The following is a 15,121-nucleotide window of genomic DNA, read 5'->3' as shown; positions in this document are numbered from 1 at the left end:
CGCCGGGCCAAAGATCATTCGGACACCCGTGTGATGGAGGGTTTGCGTCCGAACGGCGGATCACCGGCTGCCGTTGCCACGAGCCGATGATTTCCGCAACTTGTATAAGTGGACAGGGACTGTGGAAACAGGTTCCTGCCACCCGCCGAAAGAATGTGGCATGCGTCACATTTCTCCTCCCCTGGCACCCACGGAGTCGCGATGCGCGGTCTTGAACAGATCCCCTGGCTGTATGACGGCCTGATGGCCGGTGCCGATCTTCTGGGGCTGCGTCGCTGGCGACGGCGCCTGGTCGAGGGCGCCGAAGGCCGGGTGCTGGAGGTCGGCTGCGGGACCGGGCGCGATCTGCCGCTGTACGCGGATCCGACGCAAGTGATCGGCATGGATCCGGACCTGGCCGCGCTGCGGTGGGCGCGACGCCGTGCGCCGACGGTCCCGCTGGTGGTGGCGAAGGCCGAGGCGCTGCCATTTGCGGATGGGGTGTTCGATAGCGTGGTCTCCGGCCTGGTTTTCTGCAGCGTCCAGGACCCGCCGCGGGCCCTGGGCGAGGTGCGCCGGGTGCTGGCGGACGGCGGCGCGCTGCGCATGCTGGAGCATGTGCGCCACACCCGCCCGCTGCTGGGACGGGCGCAGGACCGGGTGCAGCCGGCCTGGACCTGCGTCACCGGCGGTTGCCATCCGAATCGCGATACCGAGGCCGCGGTGGAGCAGGCCGGGTTCTGTATCGAACCCGAGGATCGCGTGGCCCGTGGCGTGATGCGGCGCTTTGCCGCGCGGGTCTGCCGAGCGCCCGAAGGTCCTGCCGGACACAACGCCGGGAAGACTGATTGAAGGTCGAGGGCCTTGTTCACCACGAAGTGCATGCAAGTGCGAAGAAGGCTAAGGGCGGGTTGCGCCACAGCGGACATAGAGGGCACGGAGAAGGGAAGGGATTAGGGACGAGGGTTCCGGTGCTAATCGCCGTTCGTGCGGTTGTGCGTTGAAAATTCTCCCGCGTGCGAAAAAATCGTGCATGGAGGCTCAAGTCTTGCGGGATACGGCCGTCACCGGGGGCAGGTCCGTCGTCCTGAGCGCTGGCGGGCCTGTACATTCAGATTCCGGGAGTACCAGGATGGACGCAAGCGCGATTGCCGCAACGGCCACCCAGCAAAGCCAGCAGCAGCTGGCCATGCAGAAAGATGTGGCCCTGCAGAAGAAGGCGATGGAGTCGCAGGAGATGGCCGCTCAGTCGATGCTGGAGGCACTGCCCGACATTGGCGAGATGCAGGCCGCCACGCAGGGTCTGCCGGCAAACGTGGGCACCAACATCAACACGACCGCCTGACGCCCCCCCCAGTCCTTTCGCCCTGCAAGGCCCCGGCGCGTTACTACCCGGGGCCTTTTCGTTTCCTGATTAGCAACGAGCGTCAGCCAGGCTCAAGGCCCGTGCGGGCCCGTGTCTCCAGGCGCCTCCTACATCGTCATCCCGGAAACCGCGCAGCGGTGATCCGGGATCTCGCGGGGGTGCGCGGCGGCGTGGGGGTCATGGGCTGGAGATCCCGGCTCTGCGCTGCGCTACGGCCGGGATGACGCGGGAGTGTTTTGGTCCCGGATGTCGGAGCCGCTGCGTCCGGATGCCCCCGGACCCCGCGATCACGCGGTCTTCCGTCCAGAGCCGTCGCGCCCGCCCTGCGCGGCAGGCCGGGAGCCTTCCATGCTCCGTGCCTTGGGTGCCCTCTGTGGTTACACGCCCCGGTGTTTCCTTCGTCTCTTTGAGTGCTTCGTGGTGAACCCATTCAGGCGGCCGTCCGTTACTGCCGCTGCGCCTCGAACTCGATCATCAGTTCGACCTCGTCGCCAACGATGTCGCGGGTCAGGCCGTAGGTCATGCCGAAATCGGAACGATCGAAGCTGCCACGCATCGACGCCCCCAGCACGTACGGGCGGCCGAACAGGCCACCCAGCGGGAACGGGTAGCGCCCGACCTTGTTGATGGTCACGTCGAGATGGATGGTGCGGGTCTCGCCCAGCAGCTCCAGGCCGCCACTCAGGCGCCCGGTGTTCTCGCCGGTGGGCTGGTAGCGCGTGGCGGTGAAGCGCATCTCCGGGTACGCCTCGACGTGCAGGAAGTCCTCGTTGCGCAGGTGGTCGTCGCGCTCGGCGTGGTTGGTGAACACGCTGTCGGTCTTGATGACGAAGAAGCCGCCCTCCAGTTCGCCCGAGTCCGGGTCGAAGGTGAACTCGCCCTCGGCCTCCAGGAACATGCCCATGACCTTGGCGTAGCCGGCGTGATCGACCAGGAAACCGACTGCGAAGTGGTCGGGGTCGATGACCCAGCGGTCGGCATCGGCCAGGGCGGCAGCGGGCAGGGCGAAGGTCGCGGTCATCAGGCAGGTCAGGAGCGCGGAGCGCAGGCGGCTGGAAAAGCGGTGGTTGCGGGCGTCAGTCATGACACACCTCCGGTCGGTGGCGGTAGAGCCAGTGGATATCCACGGCAAAGGACAGGCCGAGGGCCAGTAGCCCGGCCAGGGCGATGGTGATGGCGGCGCTGGCGGGCAGGCCGGGGATCAGCACCAGAAGCAGCACCACGGTCTGCAGCACGCAGACGGTCTGGCGGCGGCGGCTGGGTGGCAGAGCCCCGGCCAGCCAGGGCCAGGGGCGGGCGGCCAGCACGAAGGCATAGCGCATCAGCCCGATCAGCATCACCCAGGGGCCGACCGCGGTCATCTGCCAGGCGAGCACGGACAAAGCCAGGATCATCGCTGCGTCCAATTCCATGTCGAAGCGGGCGCCGAATGCGGTGGCGCTGTCGGTGCGCCGCGCGACGGCCCCGTCGAGCCCGTCCAGCAGCAGGGCCAGACCCGCCAGCGCAATCACCCAGAGGGCCAGCAATGGGTCACCCGTGGCAGGGGGGGCGAATACCAGGGCCCCCAGGGGTGCGGTCAGGGCGGCGCGCAGCAGCGTGACCCGGTTGGCCGGGCCGGGGCCACGCCCGTCCCGGGCCAGTCCGTCCGGGGGGGTGGTGGTGGCGAGCAGGGCGCCGAGCATGAACCAGAGCACGACAAAGCCGAGGATTGCGTGCGGTCCCAGTTCGGCATGCAGCATCAGCGTTGCCGTGACGACCAGGCCCAGCAGGCCGGCGACGAGCCCGTCGGCCGCCCAGACGCGGAGACCGGTCCGTATCCGCGCCGCGGAGCGACGTTTGGCGGTGGATGATTCCATGGGGGGATTGTAGCCCTCCGTTGGAGGTCTCCGGGGCCTTGCCTTGCGACCACGCCGCGCGCCGGGAGTTGCCGCTTGGAATACGCTTCGCCCACACTGCGCGGATGATGACGCCGCCTTGCACCCTGACCTTGCAGTGCTTCCGGTGAACACGCCGGCTCCCGAACAGGCCTTCTGGGTGGTCGGTCCCGGCACGGGCGAACTGCGCCCGGAGGCACTGGCGGAGCCGGTGTCGGGGGAGGTGCGGGTGCGCACGCAGTTTTCCGCGATCAGTCGTGGGACCGAGTCGCTGGTCTTTCATGGCCGGGTCCCCGCGAGCCAGCATCAGGCAATGCGCGCGCCGTTCCAGGCGGGCGAGTTCCCCGGGCCGGTCAAGTACGGATACATCAGCGTCGGAATGGTCGAGGCGGGGGGCGAAGGGGATGTGCCGCTCGGGCAGCGGGTGTTCTGTCTGTATCCGCACCAGAGCGCCTACGTCGTTCCCGCGGCCGCGGTGGTCCCGATCCCGGATGCGGTGCCCGCGGAGCGCGCGGTGCTGGCGGCCAACATGGAGACGGCGATCAACGCAGTCTGGGATGCGCACTCCGGTCCGGGGGATCGTATCGCCGTAATCGGGGCGGGGGTGGTCGGGCTGCTGGTGGCCTGGCTGCTGCGGGCGATCCCCGGCACCGAGGTGACGTTGATCGACCCCAACCCCCAGCGCGAGGCTGTGGCGGCCCGGCTGGGATTGAGCCTTTGCACCCCGGACGCGGCGCAAGCGAATCCGGACCTGCAGGGCCTGGACGGGGTCGTGCATGCCAGCGGCAACCCGGCCGGGCTGGAGCAGGCGCTGGCGCTCGCCGGGGTCGAGGCCCGGGTGGTGGAGATGAGCTGGTACGGCGATCAGCCGGTGCCGGCGCCGCTGGGCGAGGCCTTTCACTCGCGGCGGCTGACGTTGCGCAGCTCGCAGGTCGGACGCATCCCGCCGGAGCGCGCGGCGCGCTGGGACTATCGCCGCCGCCTGGCGCTGGCGCTGTCGCTGCTGACCGATCCGGCGCTGGATGCCCTGATCAGTGGCGAGGATGCGTTCGCCGACCTGCCGACGGCGATGCAGCGTGTCTCCGGGCCTGAGGCCGAACGCACGCTGTGCCACCGTATCCGTTATTGACCCTTTTCCGATTAACGCGACCTGCGGGGAACTGCCCGATGTACAGCCTGAACGTCCGTGATCATTTTATGATCGCCCACAGCTTTGCCGGCGAGACCTTCGGCCCGGCCCAGAAGCTCCACGGCGCGACCTACGTGGTCGACGTGACCTTCCGCCGCAAGGCCCTGGATGCCGACGGTCTGGTGGTGGATATCGGCCGCGCCAGCGAGGTGGTCAAGGCCCTCCTGGGCGATCTGAACTACCAGAACCTGGACGAGCGCGAGGAGTTTCGCGGCCAGAACACCACCACCGAGTTCCTCGCCCATGCGTTGCATCAGCGCGTGGCGCGCGCCATCCATGCCGGTGAGCTGGGCGAATCGGCCCGCGAGCTGGACGCGGTGTGCGTAACCCTGAACGAGTCGCACGTGGCCTGGGCCAGCTACGAGGCGGCACCCTGAGCCGAATGCGTGAGCTCGGCCTGGTGGTGCCGGGGTCGCTGGAGCAGCGCACCGGGGGGTATCGCTACGATGCGCGCATGGTCGCGGGCTTGAGGGCGCGCGGCTGGACGGTCACGGTGCGCGAGCTGGAGGGGGCATTCCCCGGGCCGAACCCGGCGGCCGAGTCGGCCCTGGACGCCGCGCTTGCGGGCTTTCCCGATAGGCGGGCCGTGCTGCTGGATGGCCTGGCGGCGGGTGCCTTTCCCGGGGTGCTGGCCCGCCACGCCGAGCGCCTGCATCTGATCTATCTGCTGCATCACCCGCTAGGCCTGGAGACCGGGCTGGAACCGGCGCGGGCCGATGACCTGCTGGCGCGTGAACGCGCTGCTGTGGGTCAGGTCGAGGGCGTGCTGGCCACCAGTGCCTTCACCGCCGGGCAGGTGGCCACCTGGGGGGTGTCTTCCGGGCGGCTCCAGGCGATACCGCCGGGGATCGAAGCGCGGCCGCAGGCGTTGGGGCCCGGTCCCGGCGAGCGGCCGCTGCTGCTCTGTGTGGGCTCGGTCGTGCCGCGCAAGGGCCAGCTGGAACTGGTGCAGGCCCTGGCGTGCATACGGACCACGGACTGGCGGGCGGTCTTGGTGGGTTCGCGGGTGCGGGACGCGGCCTATGTGCAGCGGGTGGAGGCGGCAATCACCGAGGCCGGGCTTGGAGACCGGATCGAGTGGGCCGGCGAATGCGATGATGCGGCGCTGGAGGGCTGGTACGGGCGGGCCTCGCTGTTTGTCCTGCCCAGCGCTTACGAGGGCTTCGGCATGGCCTATACCGAGGCGATGGCGCGCGGCCTGCCGGTGATCGGTACCACCGGTGGGGCGATCCCTGCGACCGTGCCGGAGGCGGCCGGCCGGCTGCTTCCGCCGGGAGATACCGGGGCGCTTGCCGCGGCCATCGACGCCTTGTTGGTCGATGCTGGAGCGCGCCACCGGATGGGACGGATGGCACGCGACGCGATGGCGGAACGTTCGGACTGGGATGGTGCGGTGGCCGCACTGGAACAGACGCTGGAGGCGTGGTTGCAATGACGGAATCCTTCGACGCCGACTGGCTGGCCCTGCGCGAGGCAGCCGATCATGCCGCCCGGCCGGAGGCCCTGGTCGAATCCCTGCGTGCGCATCTGGCTGGGCGTCGTGTCGCCGGCCCCCTTCAGGTGACGGATCTGGGCAGTGGCACCGGCTCCAACCTGCGCTACCTCGCGCCGCGACTGCCGCCCCCGCAACACTGGCGGCTGGTGGATCACGATGCCGGGCTGCTGGCCCGCGCCGGCGCTACCGGCGCCGGGATCGAGCTCGAGCGGTGGGTGAGCGACCTGGCCGATGATCCGGGTGCGGCCCTCGCGGGCGAATCGTCGCTGGTTACGGGTTCGGCGCTGCTGGATCTGGTTTCGGAGGCCTGGCTGGACCGGTTGCTTGCGGCCTGCGCCGAACAGGGTGCCGCGGTGTTGTTCGCACTGAGTTATGACGGGCGGATTCGCTGGTCGCAGCCGCATGCCCTGGATGCCGAGTTGGAGGACGCGGTCAATCGGCACCAGCGCTCGGACAAGGGGTTCGGCCCGGCCCTGGGGCCGACCGCCGCGCCGGCCTGTGCGGCGCGGCTCGAGGGGCTGGGGTACGGGGTGCAAACCTGCGCCAGTGACTGGCGGATTGACGCGCATCGGGCGGGGCTGGGTGCGGCCCTGATCGACGGCTGGGTGGCCGCGGCCAGCGCGATCGACCCGGGCCGGGCGGCGGATCTGCGTGCCTGGGGCGAGGCGCGCGCCGTGGCGCTCGCCCGCGGCGAGGTCGAGCTGACCGTCGGGCATCAGGATGTGCTCGGTTTGCGCTGACCCACGCCGCCCGGGTGTTTTAATCAGCATCCCCTTACAAGGGAGAATTGGCGCCGATGTGCTGTCCATTATCCTGTTCGCTCTGGAAGGCGTTTCGGTGCAGGATAGAAATAGGTAATGGAATGAACGCTTGACGGAGAGCCCGGAGAAGCGCTGATGAATGCATTCATCCGTGTTGCCCGAGTCGCTCCGCCAATGGAAAAACCGGAAAAGGTGAGGCATGGAACAGGCAGACAACAAGCAGAGAAGTTTCGTTAATCGCTACTGGATCCTGATCGTGATCGTGCTGTGGCTGATCGCCTGGTCGGCGCGCGATGTACTGGCCCCCAGCGCCGATGCGGTGCCGGAGGACACGGATGTCGAGGCCGTTGCAGTGGCCGAGGATGCCCCGGCCCCAGCGGACGAAACAGCGCCGCGTGAGGGGCGTTTGTCGGAGGGCGACATGGACCCGATGACGGGCGAGGCCTACGAGCGTGAGGACGAGGGCAGCGCACAGCGCCCGATTCCGGACCCGCAGGAACAGGCGCAGCTCCGGGCCACCGGCGAGCCGATGAGCGAAGAAGAGGTCGCGCGGCAGGTGCAGGAGGCGCTGGAGGCCGGGCGTGTCGCCTACTGGCGGGGCGGACCCGAGGAGGCGGTCGAGGTGCTGCGCACGGCACTGGAAGACATTCCGGCCACCTCGGCGCAGCGTGCCGACCTCTACGGCGAGCTGGGCAACGCCCTGTATGCCGCTGACGATGCCGCGGGCGCGATGCGGGCCTGGGACAGCGCCCTGGGGCTGTTGCCGACAAGCGAGCGGCGTTCGATGATCGAGCGCCTGGCGCCGGTGTATGACCGCCACCACCGCGATGGCGCCCGCCACCTGCGACAGTACCGCTAGGTCTTTTCGCGCCGCCGGAAGGCGCGGGCAGGGCAACCGAAAAGGCCCCGGGGGTGTACACCTCCGGGGCCTTTTCTTGTGGGGGCGGTCGTCTGCCAGCCGCAGGTTCAGACTAGCTGGTAGCGGTGCAGCTTGCGCCACAGGGTGCTGCGATCCATGCCCAGGGCGCGGGCGGTCTGTGAGCGGTTTCCGGCATGGGCGACCAGTGCCTCGCGCAGGCGCCGGGCCTCCGGATGCTCGCTGGGCTGGCCGTCGCGGGTCGGGTGGCCCGCCCGGTCGTGCGGTTGGCCATCGGGAGCGTGGGCCGGGTCATGGCGGTTGGTGCGCGGCGCATGGATCGTGTCCGCCGCATCGGCATCCATCCGGATCGGCTGGGGCAGGGGAAAGTCGTCCACCTGACCGTTGCGGGCGTGCAGGGTCAGACACTCGAAGACGTTCTCCAGCTCGCGGAAGTTGCCCGGCCAGGGGTGCTCCTGCAGCCGTTCCTTCAGATGCGGCGCGATGCGGATGCCGTGGTGCACCTCGTAGGCCTGCAGGGTGGCCGCCAGGTCCTGGGGCCGTTCGCGCAGCGGCGGGATTTCCACTGTGGCGACCGCGAGGCGGTAGAACAGGTCAGTGCGGAACGCGCCGGCCTCGACGCGGCTGCGCAGGTTTTGATTGGACGCGGAAAGGATGCGCACGTCCACTTGCCGGGTGGTGTTCTCGCCGACGCGTTCGAAGGCGCCATCCTGGACTGCGCGTAGCAGCTTGGCCTGCAGGCGCGGGCTCATCTCGCCGATTTCGTCGAGGAACAAGGTGCCGCCGTCGGCCGCCTCGAAGCGCCCGACCCGGTCGTTGACCGCCCCGGAGAAGGCCCCGCGGGCGTGGCCGAAGAGTTCGGATTCCAGCAGCTCCTCGGGGATCGCCGCGCAGTTGATCTCGACGAACGGGGCACGGATGCGGCGGCTGGACTGGTGGATGGCCCGGGCCAGGCGCGTCTTGCCGGTGCCGGATTCGCCCATGAGCATCACGCGCACGTCGCTGGCGGCCACGCGCCGTGCGAACTGCAGCGTGGGCCGGCAGCTGGCGTCGTGGGAATGGAAGTGGCTGTCCTCGAGCCCGTCCTGTCCGTCCTCGCTGACGGTTTCCACCGCGGTTGTTCGCCGGCGCTGCGGTTGCAGGGTGATCAGACGCAGCGCGCGCTGGTCATCGTTCAGGCGCAGTGGCTGGCTGATCACCTCCAGCGGGAGGGTCTCGTCGTCCAGCTCCGCCATTAGCGAGAAGTGCAGGGCGTGCGGCGTGCTGTTGGCGTCGGCATCGTGCTCGCCGGCGGCAATGGCGGCCTCTTGCAGGTGTTGTTCGAGATTCAGTGGTCCGAGGTTCGCCAGGGTGAGGCGGGCATCGGAGGGGATTTGCAGCGTCTGGTGAAAGGCCGGGTTGGCGAACAGGACACGGCCCCGGGTATCGCTGATGAGGTGTGGGTCCCGACTGTGTCGGATGCAGATTTCGGCCAATTCCGTTGTGGTCATCCCGCCTCCTTTTCTTGTTGGAGGGGTCGGCGGAAGCGGTGCGGTGTTGCAACATCCGGGGGCACCTGCAACACCCCCGGTATGGCCCGTTTCGCCAATCCCTGTCTCGGTTATAGCGCGAAACGGGGGTGTTGCAACAGTCATTGCTTAAATATCAGTAAATCCTAATTAAATGATTGTTTTATAAGAAAGTCGCTATATTGGCATGTACGTTGCTTGTGGTTCGGCATGAGTTCTTCTACAACTATGGGCAATGGATATCCGCCTCGGTCGTCAGTCGGCAGAACGCCCCCGCCAAGCGGGCTTCGTTGCCGCGCGCCCCAGTGCGGCCATCCCCCGATCCGAGGCCCGGTGCCCGTGTGGGCAGCACGGCTCGACTCCTTCTCCCATCGCGGCGTTCGACGCGAGGTACTGACGATCATGTTTGCGCGAGTTTCCCGACGCCTCCTGGCCCGCACCCTCCTGGGTACCGCACTGGCCCTGCCGCTGTTCGGCATCTCGGCGGCCCACGCCGCTGGTCCGATCCTCACGGTGGAGCCGGATCAGGCGGCCACCCAGACCGTTAGTGGCACCGTGGTCCCCTATCGTGAAGTCACCCTGACCGCGCAATCCGCGGGGCGCGTGGTGGATGTGGCGGGCGCCGAGGGCGACCGCTTCGAACAGGGGGCGGTGCTGGTGGCGATCAGCGACGACCGGCTGCGCGCCCAGCGCCAGGCGGCCGAGGCCGAGATGCGCACCGCCGAGGCCGCGATCCGCGAGGCCCAGATGCAGTACGGCCGCGAGATGGTCTCGCCGCAGTCGCGCAGCATTGGCCAGATGCCGGGCATGGGCGTGCCGTCGATGTTCGACCAGATGTTTACTCAGCCGATGGGCCAGGTCATGGGCATGGGCGATCCCGCGCTGGATCGCCGTACGGATCTCTATTCCCGCTACATCGGCGTGGATCAGGCGCAGGCGCGCTGGGAGCAGGCCCGGGCCCGGGTCACCGAACTGGACGCGGCCATCCGCGACACCCGGTCCGAGGCGCCCTTCGATGGCCTGGTGATGCACAAGCACGTGGAAGAGGGCGATACCGTGCAGCCCGGCCAGCCGCTGGTGAGCTTCGGCCATGTCGAATTCCTGCGCGTCGAGGCGCAGGTGCCGGTGCGGCTGGTGAGCGGCCTGCAGGAAGACGACTACGTGCAGGTGCGGCTGGATACCGGTGACGAAGTGGAGGCCCGGGTCGCCCGGATCTTCCCCCTGGCCGACCCGCAGCGCCACACCGTCACGGTCAAGTTCGACCTGCCGCAGGGCGTGCGCGGTGGCCCGGGCATGCATGCGGCGGTGCATCTGCCGCAGGGCGAGCTTTCCAGTAACCGGGTCGTGATCCCGCGTTCGGCATTGATCCCGGGCGGTGCCTTGCCGCGCGTGGCCGTGCTGGATGGCGAGGGCCACGTCCGCGTGCGCATGGTGCGCCTGGGTGGCGGACGCGGCGACCAGGTGGTGGTGACCTCCGGGCTGGAGCCGGGCATGCAGATCCTGGCCCGACCGGGCGCGGGTGTGCGTTCCGGCCAGCCCGTGGGGCGCGGTTCCCCGGATTCGGGCGTCGGACGCCGCGACGGTGTCACGGACCCCTGGAGCCGTATGTAGGGATCCATACCCGGCTGCAGGCCGGGACGATCAGCGCCGGTTGCTGCCCCCTGGCAGGTGCACCGGTGGCGACGCGCCGGCCGAACCGGTGCTCGGGACGCCAGACTGACAACAGGACTGTTCAAGCTCGATGGCCGAAGACGACAAACAATCCGAGACCGGTTTCCGGCAGAAACACGGTGACCCCGGCATTGCCGGGCGCATGGCGGCGGCCTTTATTCATTCGCCGCTGTCGTCGCTGCTGCTGATTGCCAGTATCGCGATCGGCATCCTCGGCCTGATGGTGACGCCGCGCCAGGAGGACCCGCAGATCTCCGTGCCGATGGTGGACATCATGGTCTCCTACCCCGGTGTGCCCTCCGAGCAGGTAGCGAGCCTCGCGGCGCGGCCGCTGGAGCGGCTGATGAGCGAGTTGTCCGGGGTGGACAACGTCTACTCCGTGTCGCATCGCGGCGAGGCGATGGTGACCGTGCAGTTCGACGTTGGCGAGGAGATGGAGTCGTCCATCGTCAAGGTGCACGACAAGCTGATCGCCAATCGGGACCTGATGCCGCCCGGCGTCAGCGAACCCATGGTCAAGGCCAAGGGTGCGGACGACGTGCCGGTGGTCAACCTGACTTTCTGGTCGCATGAGGTGGACGATGCCCTGTTGCGCCAGATCGCGCTGGATGCACAGCAGCAGCTGAACGAGGTCCCCGACACCAACCAGAGCTTCGTGGTCAGTGGGCGCGAGGAGCGCCTGCGCATCGAGGTGTTGCCGGAACGCCTCGCGGGCTATGACGTCAGCCTGGATGACATCGCCCAGGCCGTGCAGTCGGCGAATGTCGAGGGCGCGGCAGGACGCATCGAGAGCGGGGGGCTGAGTACCGCGGTGTACACCGGGCGTTTCTTCACCGGTTCGGCCGATCTCGAGCAACTCCTGGTTGCGGTCAGTGACGGCCAGCCGGTCTATCTGCGCGATGTGGCCGAGGTAACGTACGGCCCGGGCGAGCTGGAGCGGTTCGTGCGCCACTACTCCGGTCCGGCAGCACCCCAACCGGATGCGGCACCGGAAGGCGCCGCGGCGGTCACGCTGGCCATTGCCAAGAAGCCCGGCAGCAACGGGGTGACCGTTGCCAACGACGTGCTCGAGCGCCTGGAACGTCTGAAGGGCAGCGTGATCCCGGACAACGTCGAGGTGGCGGTTTCGCGCAACTACGGCAAGTCTGCCAACGAGAAGGTCAACGAGCTGCTCTTCAAGCTGTTCATCGCCACCTTCGCAGTGACCATCCTGGTGGGCCTGTTCCTGGGGGTTCGTGCCGCGGTCGTGGTGCTGATCGTGATCCCGGTGGTGATCCTGTTCACTGTGTTCAGCGCGTGGCTGCTGGGCTACACGATCGATCGCGTCAGCCTGTTTGCGCTGATCTTCTCCATCGGCATCCTGGTCGATGATGCCATCGTGGTGGTGGAAAACATCTACCGACGCTGGCTGATGAAGCGCGGCATCGATACCGAGACCACGGTGGATGCGGTGCGCGAGGTCGGCAACCCGACCATCCTGGCCACCTTCACGGTCATCGCGGCCCTGCTGCCGATGGGTTTCGTCTCCGGGATGATGGGCCCGTACATGCAGCCGATCCCGGTGCTGGGGTCCGTGGCCATGCTGTTCTCGTTGGTGGCGGCGTTTGTATTCACGCCGTGGCTCACCCAGCGCCTGCGTCCGAGCATGGCGTATCTGGAAAAGGCCACCGACAAGGAACATCGCCAGGCGGAAAAGCTGGGGCGGTTCTACCGCACGGTAATCCCGGGGCTGGCCGACAACCGGGTGCGCGGCTACGCCTTTTTGATCGCCGTCATCGTGATCTTCTTCCTGATGGTCAGCCTGTTCATGACCACGGACGTCCGCGTGAAGATGCTGCCCCTGGATAACAAGCCCGAGTTCCAGGTGATGGTGAACTTCCCCGAGGGCACGGCCCTGACCGAGACCGCGACGCTGAGCCACGACATGGCCAGCGCCCTGCGCGAGATGGACGAGGTGGTGGCTCTGCAGTCCTACGTCGGGACCGCGTCGCCGTTCAATTTCAACGGCCTGGTGCGGCACTACTACCTGCGCAACGAACCCTGGCAGGGGGACATCCAGGTGCAGTTGGTGGACAAGGGCGACCGCAGCCGGACCTCGCACGATATTGCCACCGAGGCGCGCGAACGCCTGACCCCGCTGGCCGAGGCGGCCGGCGCGCGCATCCAGGTGGTCGAGATGCCGCCGGGTCCGCCGGTGCTGCAGTCGATTGTCGCCGAGATCTACGGCCCTGATGCTGCCACCCGCCGCGCTGTAGCCCGCGATCTCGAGGGCATGTTCGCCGGTGCCGAGCACGTGGCCGATGTGGACAGCTTCCTGCAGGCGCCACACAACGTCTGGCACTTCGATGTGGATCGCGACAAGGCGCTGCGCCGCGGTGTGACCGTGGACACCATCAATCGAACCCTGGAGACCGCGATCGGCGGGCAGATCCTGGGCGATGTAAAGGCGCAGTCGCTGGTCGAGCCGCATTTGATCGAGATGCGTCTGCCGATGGCAACGCGCAATGACATCCGGCAGCTGGAGATGCTGCCGATCTCCACCCGGCAGGGCGGGTCGATCCCGCTGGCCGAGCTGGGCGAATTCGTCCAGCGCCCGCAGGACGAGCCGATCTACCACAAGAACCTGCGTCCGGTGGAGTACGTGACCGGCGAGGTGGTCGGGCGTCTGGCCGCGCCGGTGTACGGCATGCTGGAGGTCCAGGAACAGCTGGAGGACTACCGTCTTCCGGATGGCAGCCAGGTGCAGCCGCACTGGCTGGGGCCGCCGCCCAATGATGGGTCGACCGCCTTCGAATGGGCCGGCGAGTGGACGGTGACGTACGTGACCTTCCGCGACATGGGGATCGCCTTCGCGATCGCGCTGATCCTGATCTACATGCTGGTGGTCTGGGAGTTCGGCAACTTCGTGTTGCCGGGCATCATCATGGCCCCGATCCCGCTGACCCTGATCGGCATCATTCCCGGTCACTGGCTGATGAACGCCGAATTCACCGCGACCTCGATGATCGGCTTTATCGCGCTCGCGGGGATTATTGTCCGCAACTCGATCCTGCTGGTGGACTTCGGTCGCCAGGCGGTGGACGAGGGCCACGACGTGCGCGACGCGATGATCCTGGCCTGCCAGGCGCGTACCCGTCCGATCATCATCACCGCGCTGGCCCTGCTGGCCGGCTCCAGCGTGATCCTGTTCGATCCGATCTTCCAGGGCATGGCGATCTCGCTGATGTTCGGCACGGTGGTGGCCACCCTGCTGACCCTGGTGGTGATCCCGCTGGGCTGTATCTCCGGCCGCCGTGCCTTCTGCCCGACCAGCCTGGACGAGGACGGTGCGGCCACGGCGGGCTGTGGCAATGGCAATGGCAATGGCCATGCTGTGCATGCCGGTGTGACGGCCAGCCCGACCCAGGGTGCGTCTCCGGGGGCATCCGGCGAGGGGAATGACCTGTTCGGCCCGCGCGAGGGCGGGCCGGTCACCCAGGTCGTGCAATACGCGGGGCTTTATCTCAAGTGCCTGGTCGTGGCCTTCCTCGAGGGCCTGCGCGACCTGGCGCTCGCCCTGGGGCGCCTGATCCGGTCTTTCATTGAACGCCGCCGCAATGGCGATGGCGGCCCCCCGCCGCCCAGCGGCGGATCGGGCGGTCCCTCCGCCGGGCCTGGCGGGCCGACGGGCGGTGCCCCGGGGAGCGGTGGCGCGTCGGGCACGGGTTCCGGCGGGACTGCGGCGACTCCGCAGCCCCGTTCGGAAAACCCGTCGGCGGACTCGAAGCCGTCAGGCCCTGTTGCGCAGGCACCTGAGGCGACCGGCACCCCAGAGCGAGCGGCTTCCACCCCCGCCACCGGGAATGCCGGAGCCCAGGACGCCGGTGCCGTGCCGTCCAGCCGCGCTCAGGCTGAGAAGCCCGACGCGGGGACTGCGAAACAGGCGGCCACCTCCAGGACCACGTCCCGCGCCGGGGCAGGCAAGACGACCGCATCGACTACCCCGGTCGGGTCGCGTGCCGGGAAAGCCGGCTCCACGCGGGGTGCTGGCGATAGCGCGGGGACCAAGGCTACGAAGAAGTCGCCAGCGGGCACCTCGGTAAGCGCGAAGGGCAAGTCCACCGCAGCCGCGAGAAAGACCCCCGGCGACACGTCCGTGTCCGGTGACGCCACGCAAGGACGCGCACGCAGCACCAGCAAGGGCACCGGAACCCGGAAAACGGGCAGCGCGAGCGCGAACAAGCGCGCGTCGACGGCATCCAACAAGAAGGCCGGCGGGACAAGCAAGACCGGCACCACGAGCAGCAAGACCGGCCGCAAGGACAGCGGCAGCACCCCCAAGGGGAGCGGCAAGTCGGGTACACCCGGCAAGGGCCGCACCCGACGTGGGATTCGACTCAAGTGAACATGCAAGCAAGACCT

The 15,121-nt window shown here is 68.3% G+C and carries 12 protein-coding genes; 9 read left to right on the top strand and 3 right to left on the bottom strand.

Going from position 1 to position 15,121, the window contains the following annotated elements; all coding sequences use genetic code 11:
- Window positions 1-201: 201 nt before the first annotated feature.
- Both G315_RS0112885 and G315_RS0112880 read left to right on the top strand, forming a co-directional pair.
- Window positions 202-831 carry a class I SAM-dependent methyltransferase gene (locus G315_RS0112885; protein WP_018144434.1) on the top strand — a complete coding sequence of 210 codons (630 nt, stop codon included), beginning with the start codon at window positions 202-204 and terminating at the stop codon, window positions 829-831.
- A 280-nt stretch (window positions 832-1,111) separates the two neighbouring features.
- Window positions 1,112-1,324: a putative motility protein gene (locus G315_RS0112880; RefSeq protein WP_018144433.1), complete on the top strand. Its 213-nt coding sequence runs from the start codon at window positions 1,112-1,114 to the stop codon at window positions 1,322-1,324.
- Between the two features lie 466 nt (window positions 1,325-1,790).
- Here G315_RS0112880 and G315_RS0112875 read toward each other — a convergent pair whose 3' ends face one another.
- Entirely contained in the window at window positions 1,791-2,429 is a 639-nt protein-coding gene (locus tag G315_RS0112875) for a YceI family protein (protein WP_018144432.1), read from the bottom strand.
- On the bottom strand, window positions 2,422-3,201 hold the full coding sequence (locus G315_RS0112870) for a CDP-alcohol phosphatidyltransferase family protein (protein WP_019612640.1): 780 nt from the start codon (window positions 3,199-3,201) through the stop codon (window positions 2,422-2,424). Before G315_RS0112870 ends, G315_RS0112875 begins: the two co-directional genes overlap by 8 nt.
- Window positions 3,202-3,337: 136 nt before the next feature.
- Here G315_RS0112870 and G315_RS0112865 point away from each other — a divergent pair, with 136 nt between their 5' ends.
- From G315_RS0112865 to G315_RS0112845, 5 genes are all read left to right on the top strand, one after another.
- Window positions 3,338-4,348 carry a zinc-binding alcohol dehydrogenase gene (locus G315_RS0112865; RefSeq protein ID WP_019612639.1) on the top strand — a complete coding sequence of 337 codons (1,011 nt, stop codon included), beginning with the start codon at window positions 3,338-3,340 and terminating at the stop codon, window positions 4,346-4,348.
- Between the two features lie 38 nt (window positions 4,349-4,386).
- Complete coding sequence (locus G315_RS0112860; RefSeq protein WP_018951042.1) at window positions 4,387-4,785, top strand: 6-carboxytetrahydropterin synthase; 399 nt, start codon at window positions 4,387-4,389, stop codon at window positions 4,783-4,785.
- A 5-nt stretch (window positions 4,786-4,790) separates the two neighbouring features.
- On the top strand, window positions 4,791-5,843 hold the full coding sequence (locus tag G315_RS0112855; RefSeq protein ID WP_019612638.1) for a glycosyltransferase family 4 protein: 1,053 nt from the start codon (window positions 4,791-4,793) through the stop codon (window positions 5,841-5,843).
- Window positions 5,840-6,643, top strand: a complete 804-nt coding sequence (locus G315_RS0112850; RefSeq protein WP_019612637.1) for a class I SAM-dependent methyltransferase — start codon at window positions 5,840-5,842, stop codon at window positions 6,641-6,643. The genes G315_RS0112855 and G315_RS0112850 overlap by 4 nt, the downstream gene beginning before the upstream one ends.
- Window positions 6,644-6,863: 220 nt before the next feature.
- The gene (locus tag G315_RS0112845; RefSeq protein WP_018951039.1) at window positions 6,864-7,523 is read left to right on the top strand and encodes a hypothetical protein; all 660 of its coding nucleotides are present in this window, start codon (window positions 6,864-6,866) and stop codon (window positions 7,521-7,523) included.
- Window positions 7,524-7,630: 107 nt separating this feature from the next.
- Here the strand turns inward: G315_RS0112845 and G315_RS0112840 are convergent, their stop codons facing one another.
- Entirely contained in the window at window positions 7,631-9,031 is a 1,401-nt protein-coding gene (locus G315_RS0112840; RefSeq protein WP_019612636.1) for a sigma-54-dependent Fis family transcriptional regulator, read from the bottom strand.
- 420 nt (window positions 9,032-9,451) lie between these two features.
- On the opposite strand from G315_RS0112840, the gene G315_RS0112835 reads away from it, so the two are divergent.
- The gene (locus G315_RS0112835; RefSeq protein ID WP_018176022.1) at window positions 9,452-10,660 is read left to right on the top strand and encodes an efflux RND transporter periplasmic adaptor subunit; all 1,209 of its coding nucleotides are present in this window, start codon (window positions 9,452-9,454) and stop codon (window positions 10,658-10,660) included.
- A gap of 130 nt (window positions 10,661-10,790) precedes the next feature.
- The gene (locus G315_RS0112830; RefSeq protein ID WP_019612635.1) at window positions 10,791-15,104 is read left to right on the top strand and encodes an efflux RND transporter permease subunit; all 4,314 of its coding nucleotides are present in this window, start codon (window positions 10,791-10,793) and stop codon (window positions 15,102-15,104) included.
- Window positions 15,105-15,121 lie beyond the last annotated feature (17 nt).

It is taken from the genome of Thioalkalivibrio sp. AKL7 (genome assembly GCF_000381705.1).
In the GTDB taxonomy this organism is placed as follows: domain Bacteria; phylum Pseudomonadota; class Gammaproteobacteria; order Ectothiorhodospirales; family Ectothiorhodospiraceae; genus Thioalkalivibrio; species Thioalkalivibrio versutus.
The sequence above is the reverse complement of the archived record's forward strand: the minus strand, read 5'-3'. Positions and strand labels throughout refer to the sequence as shown.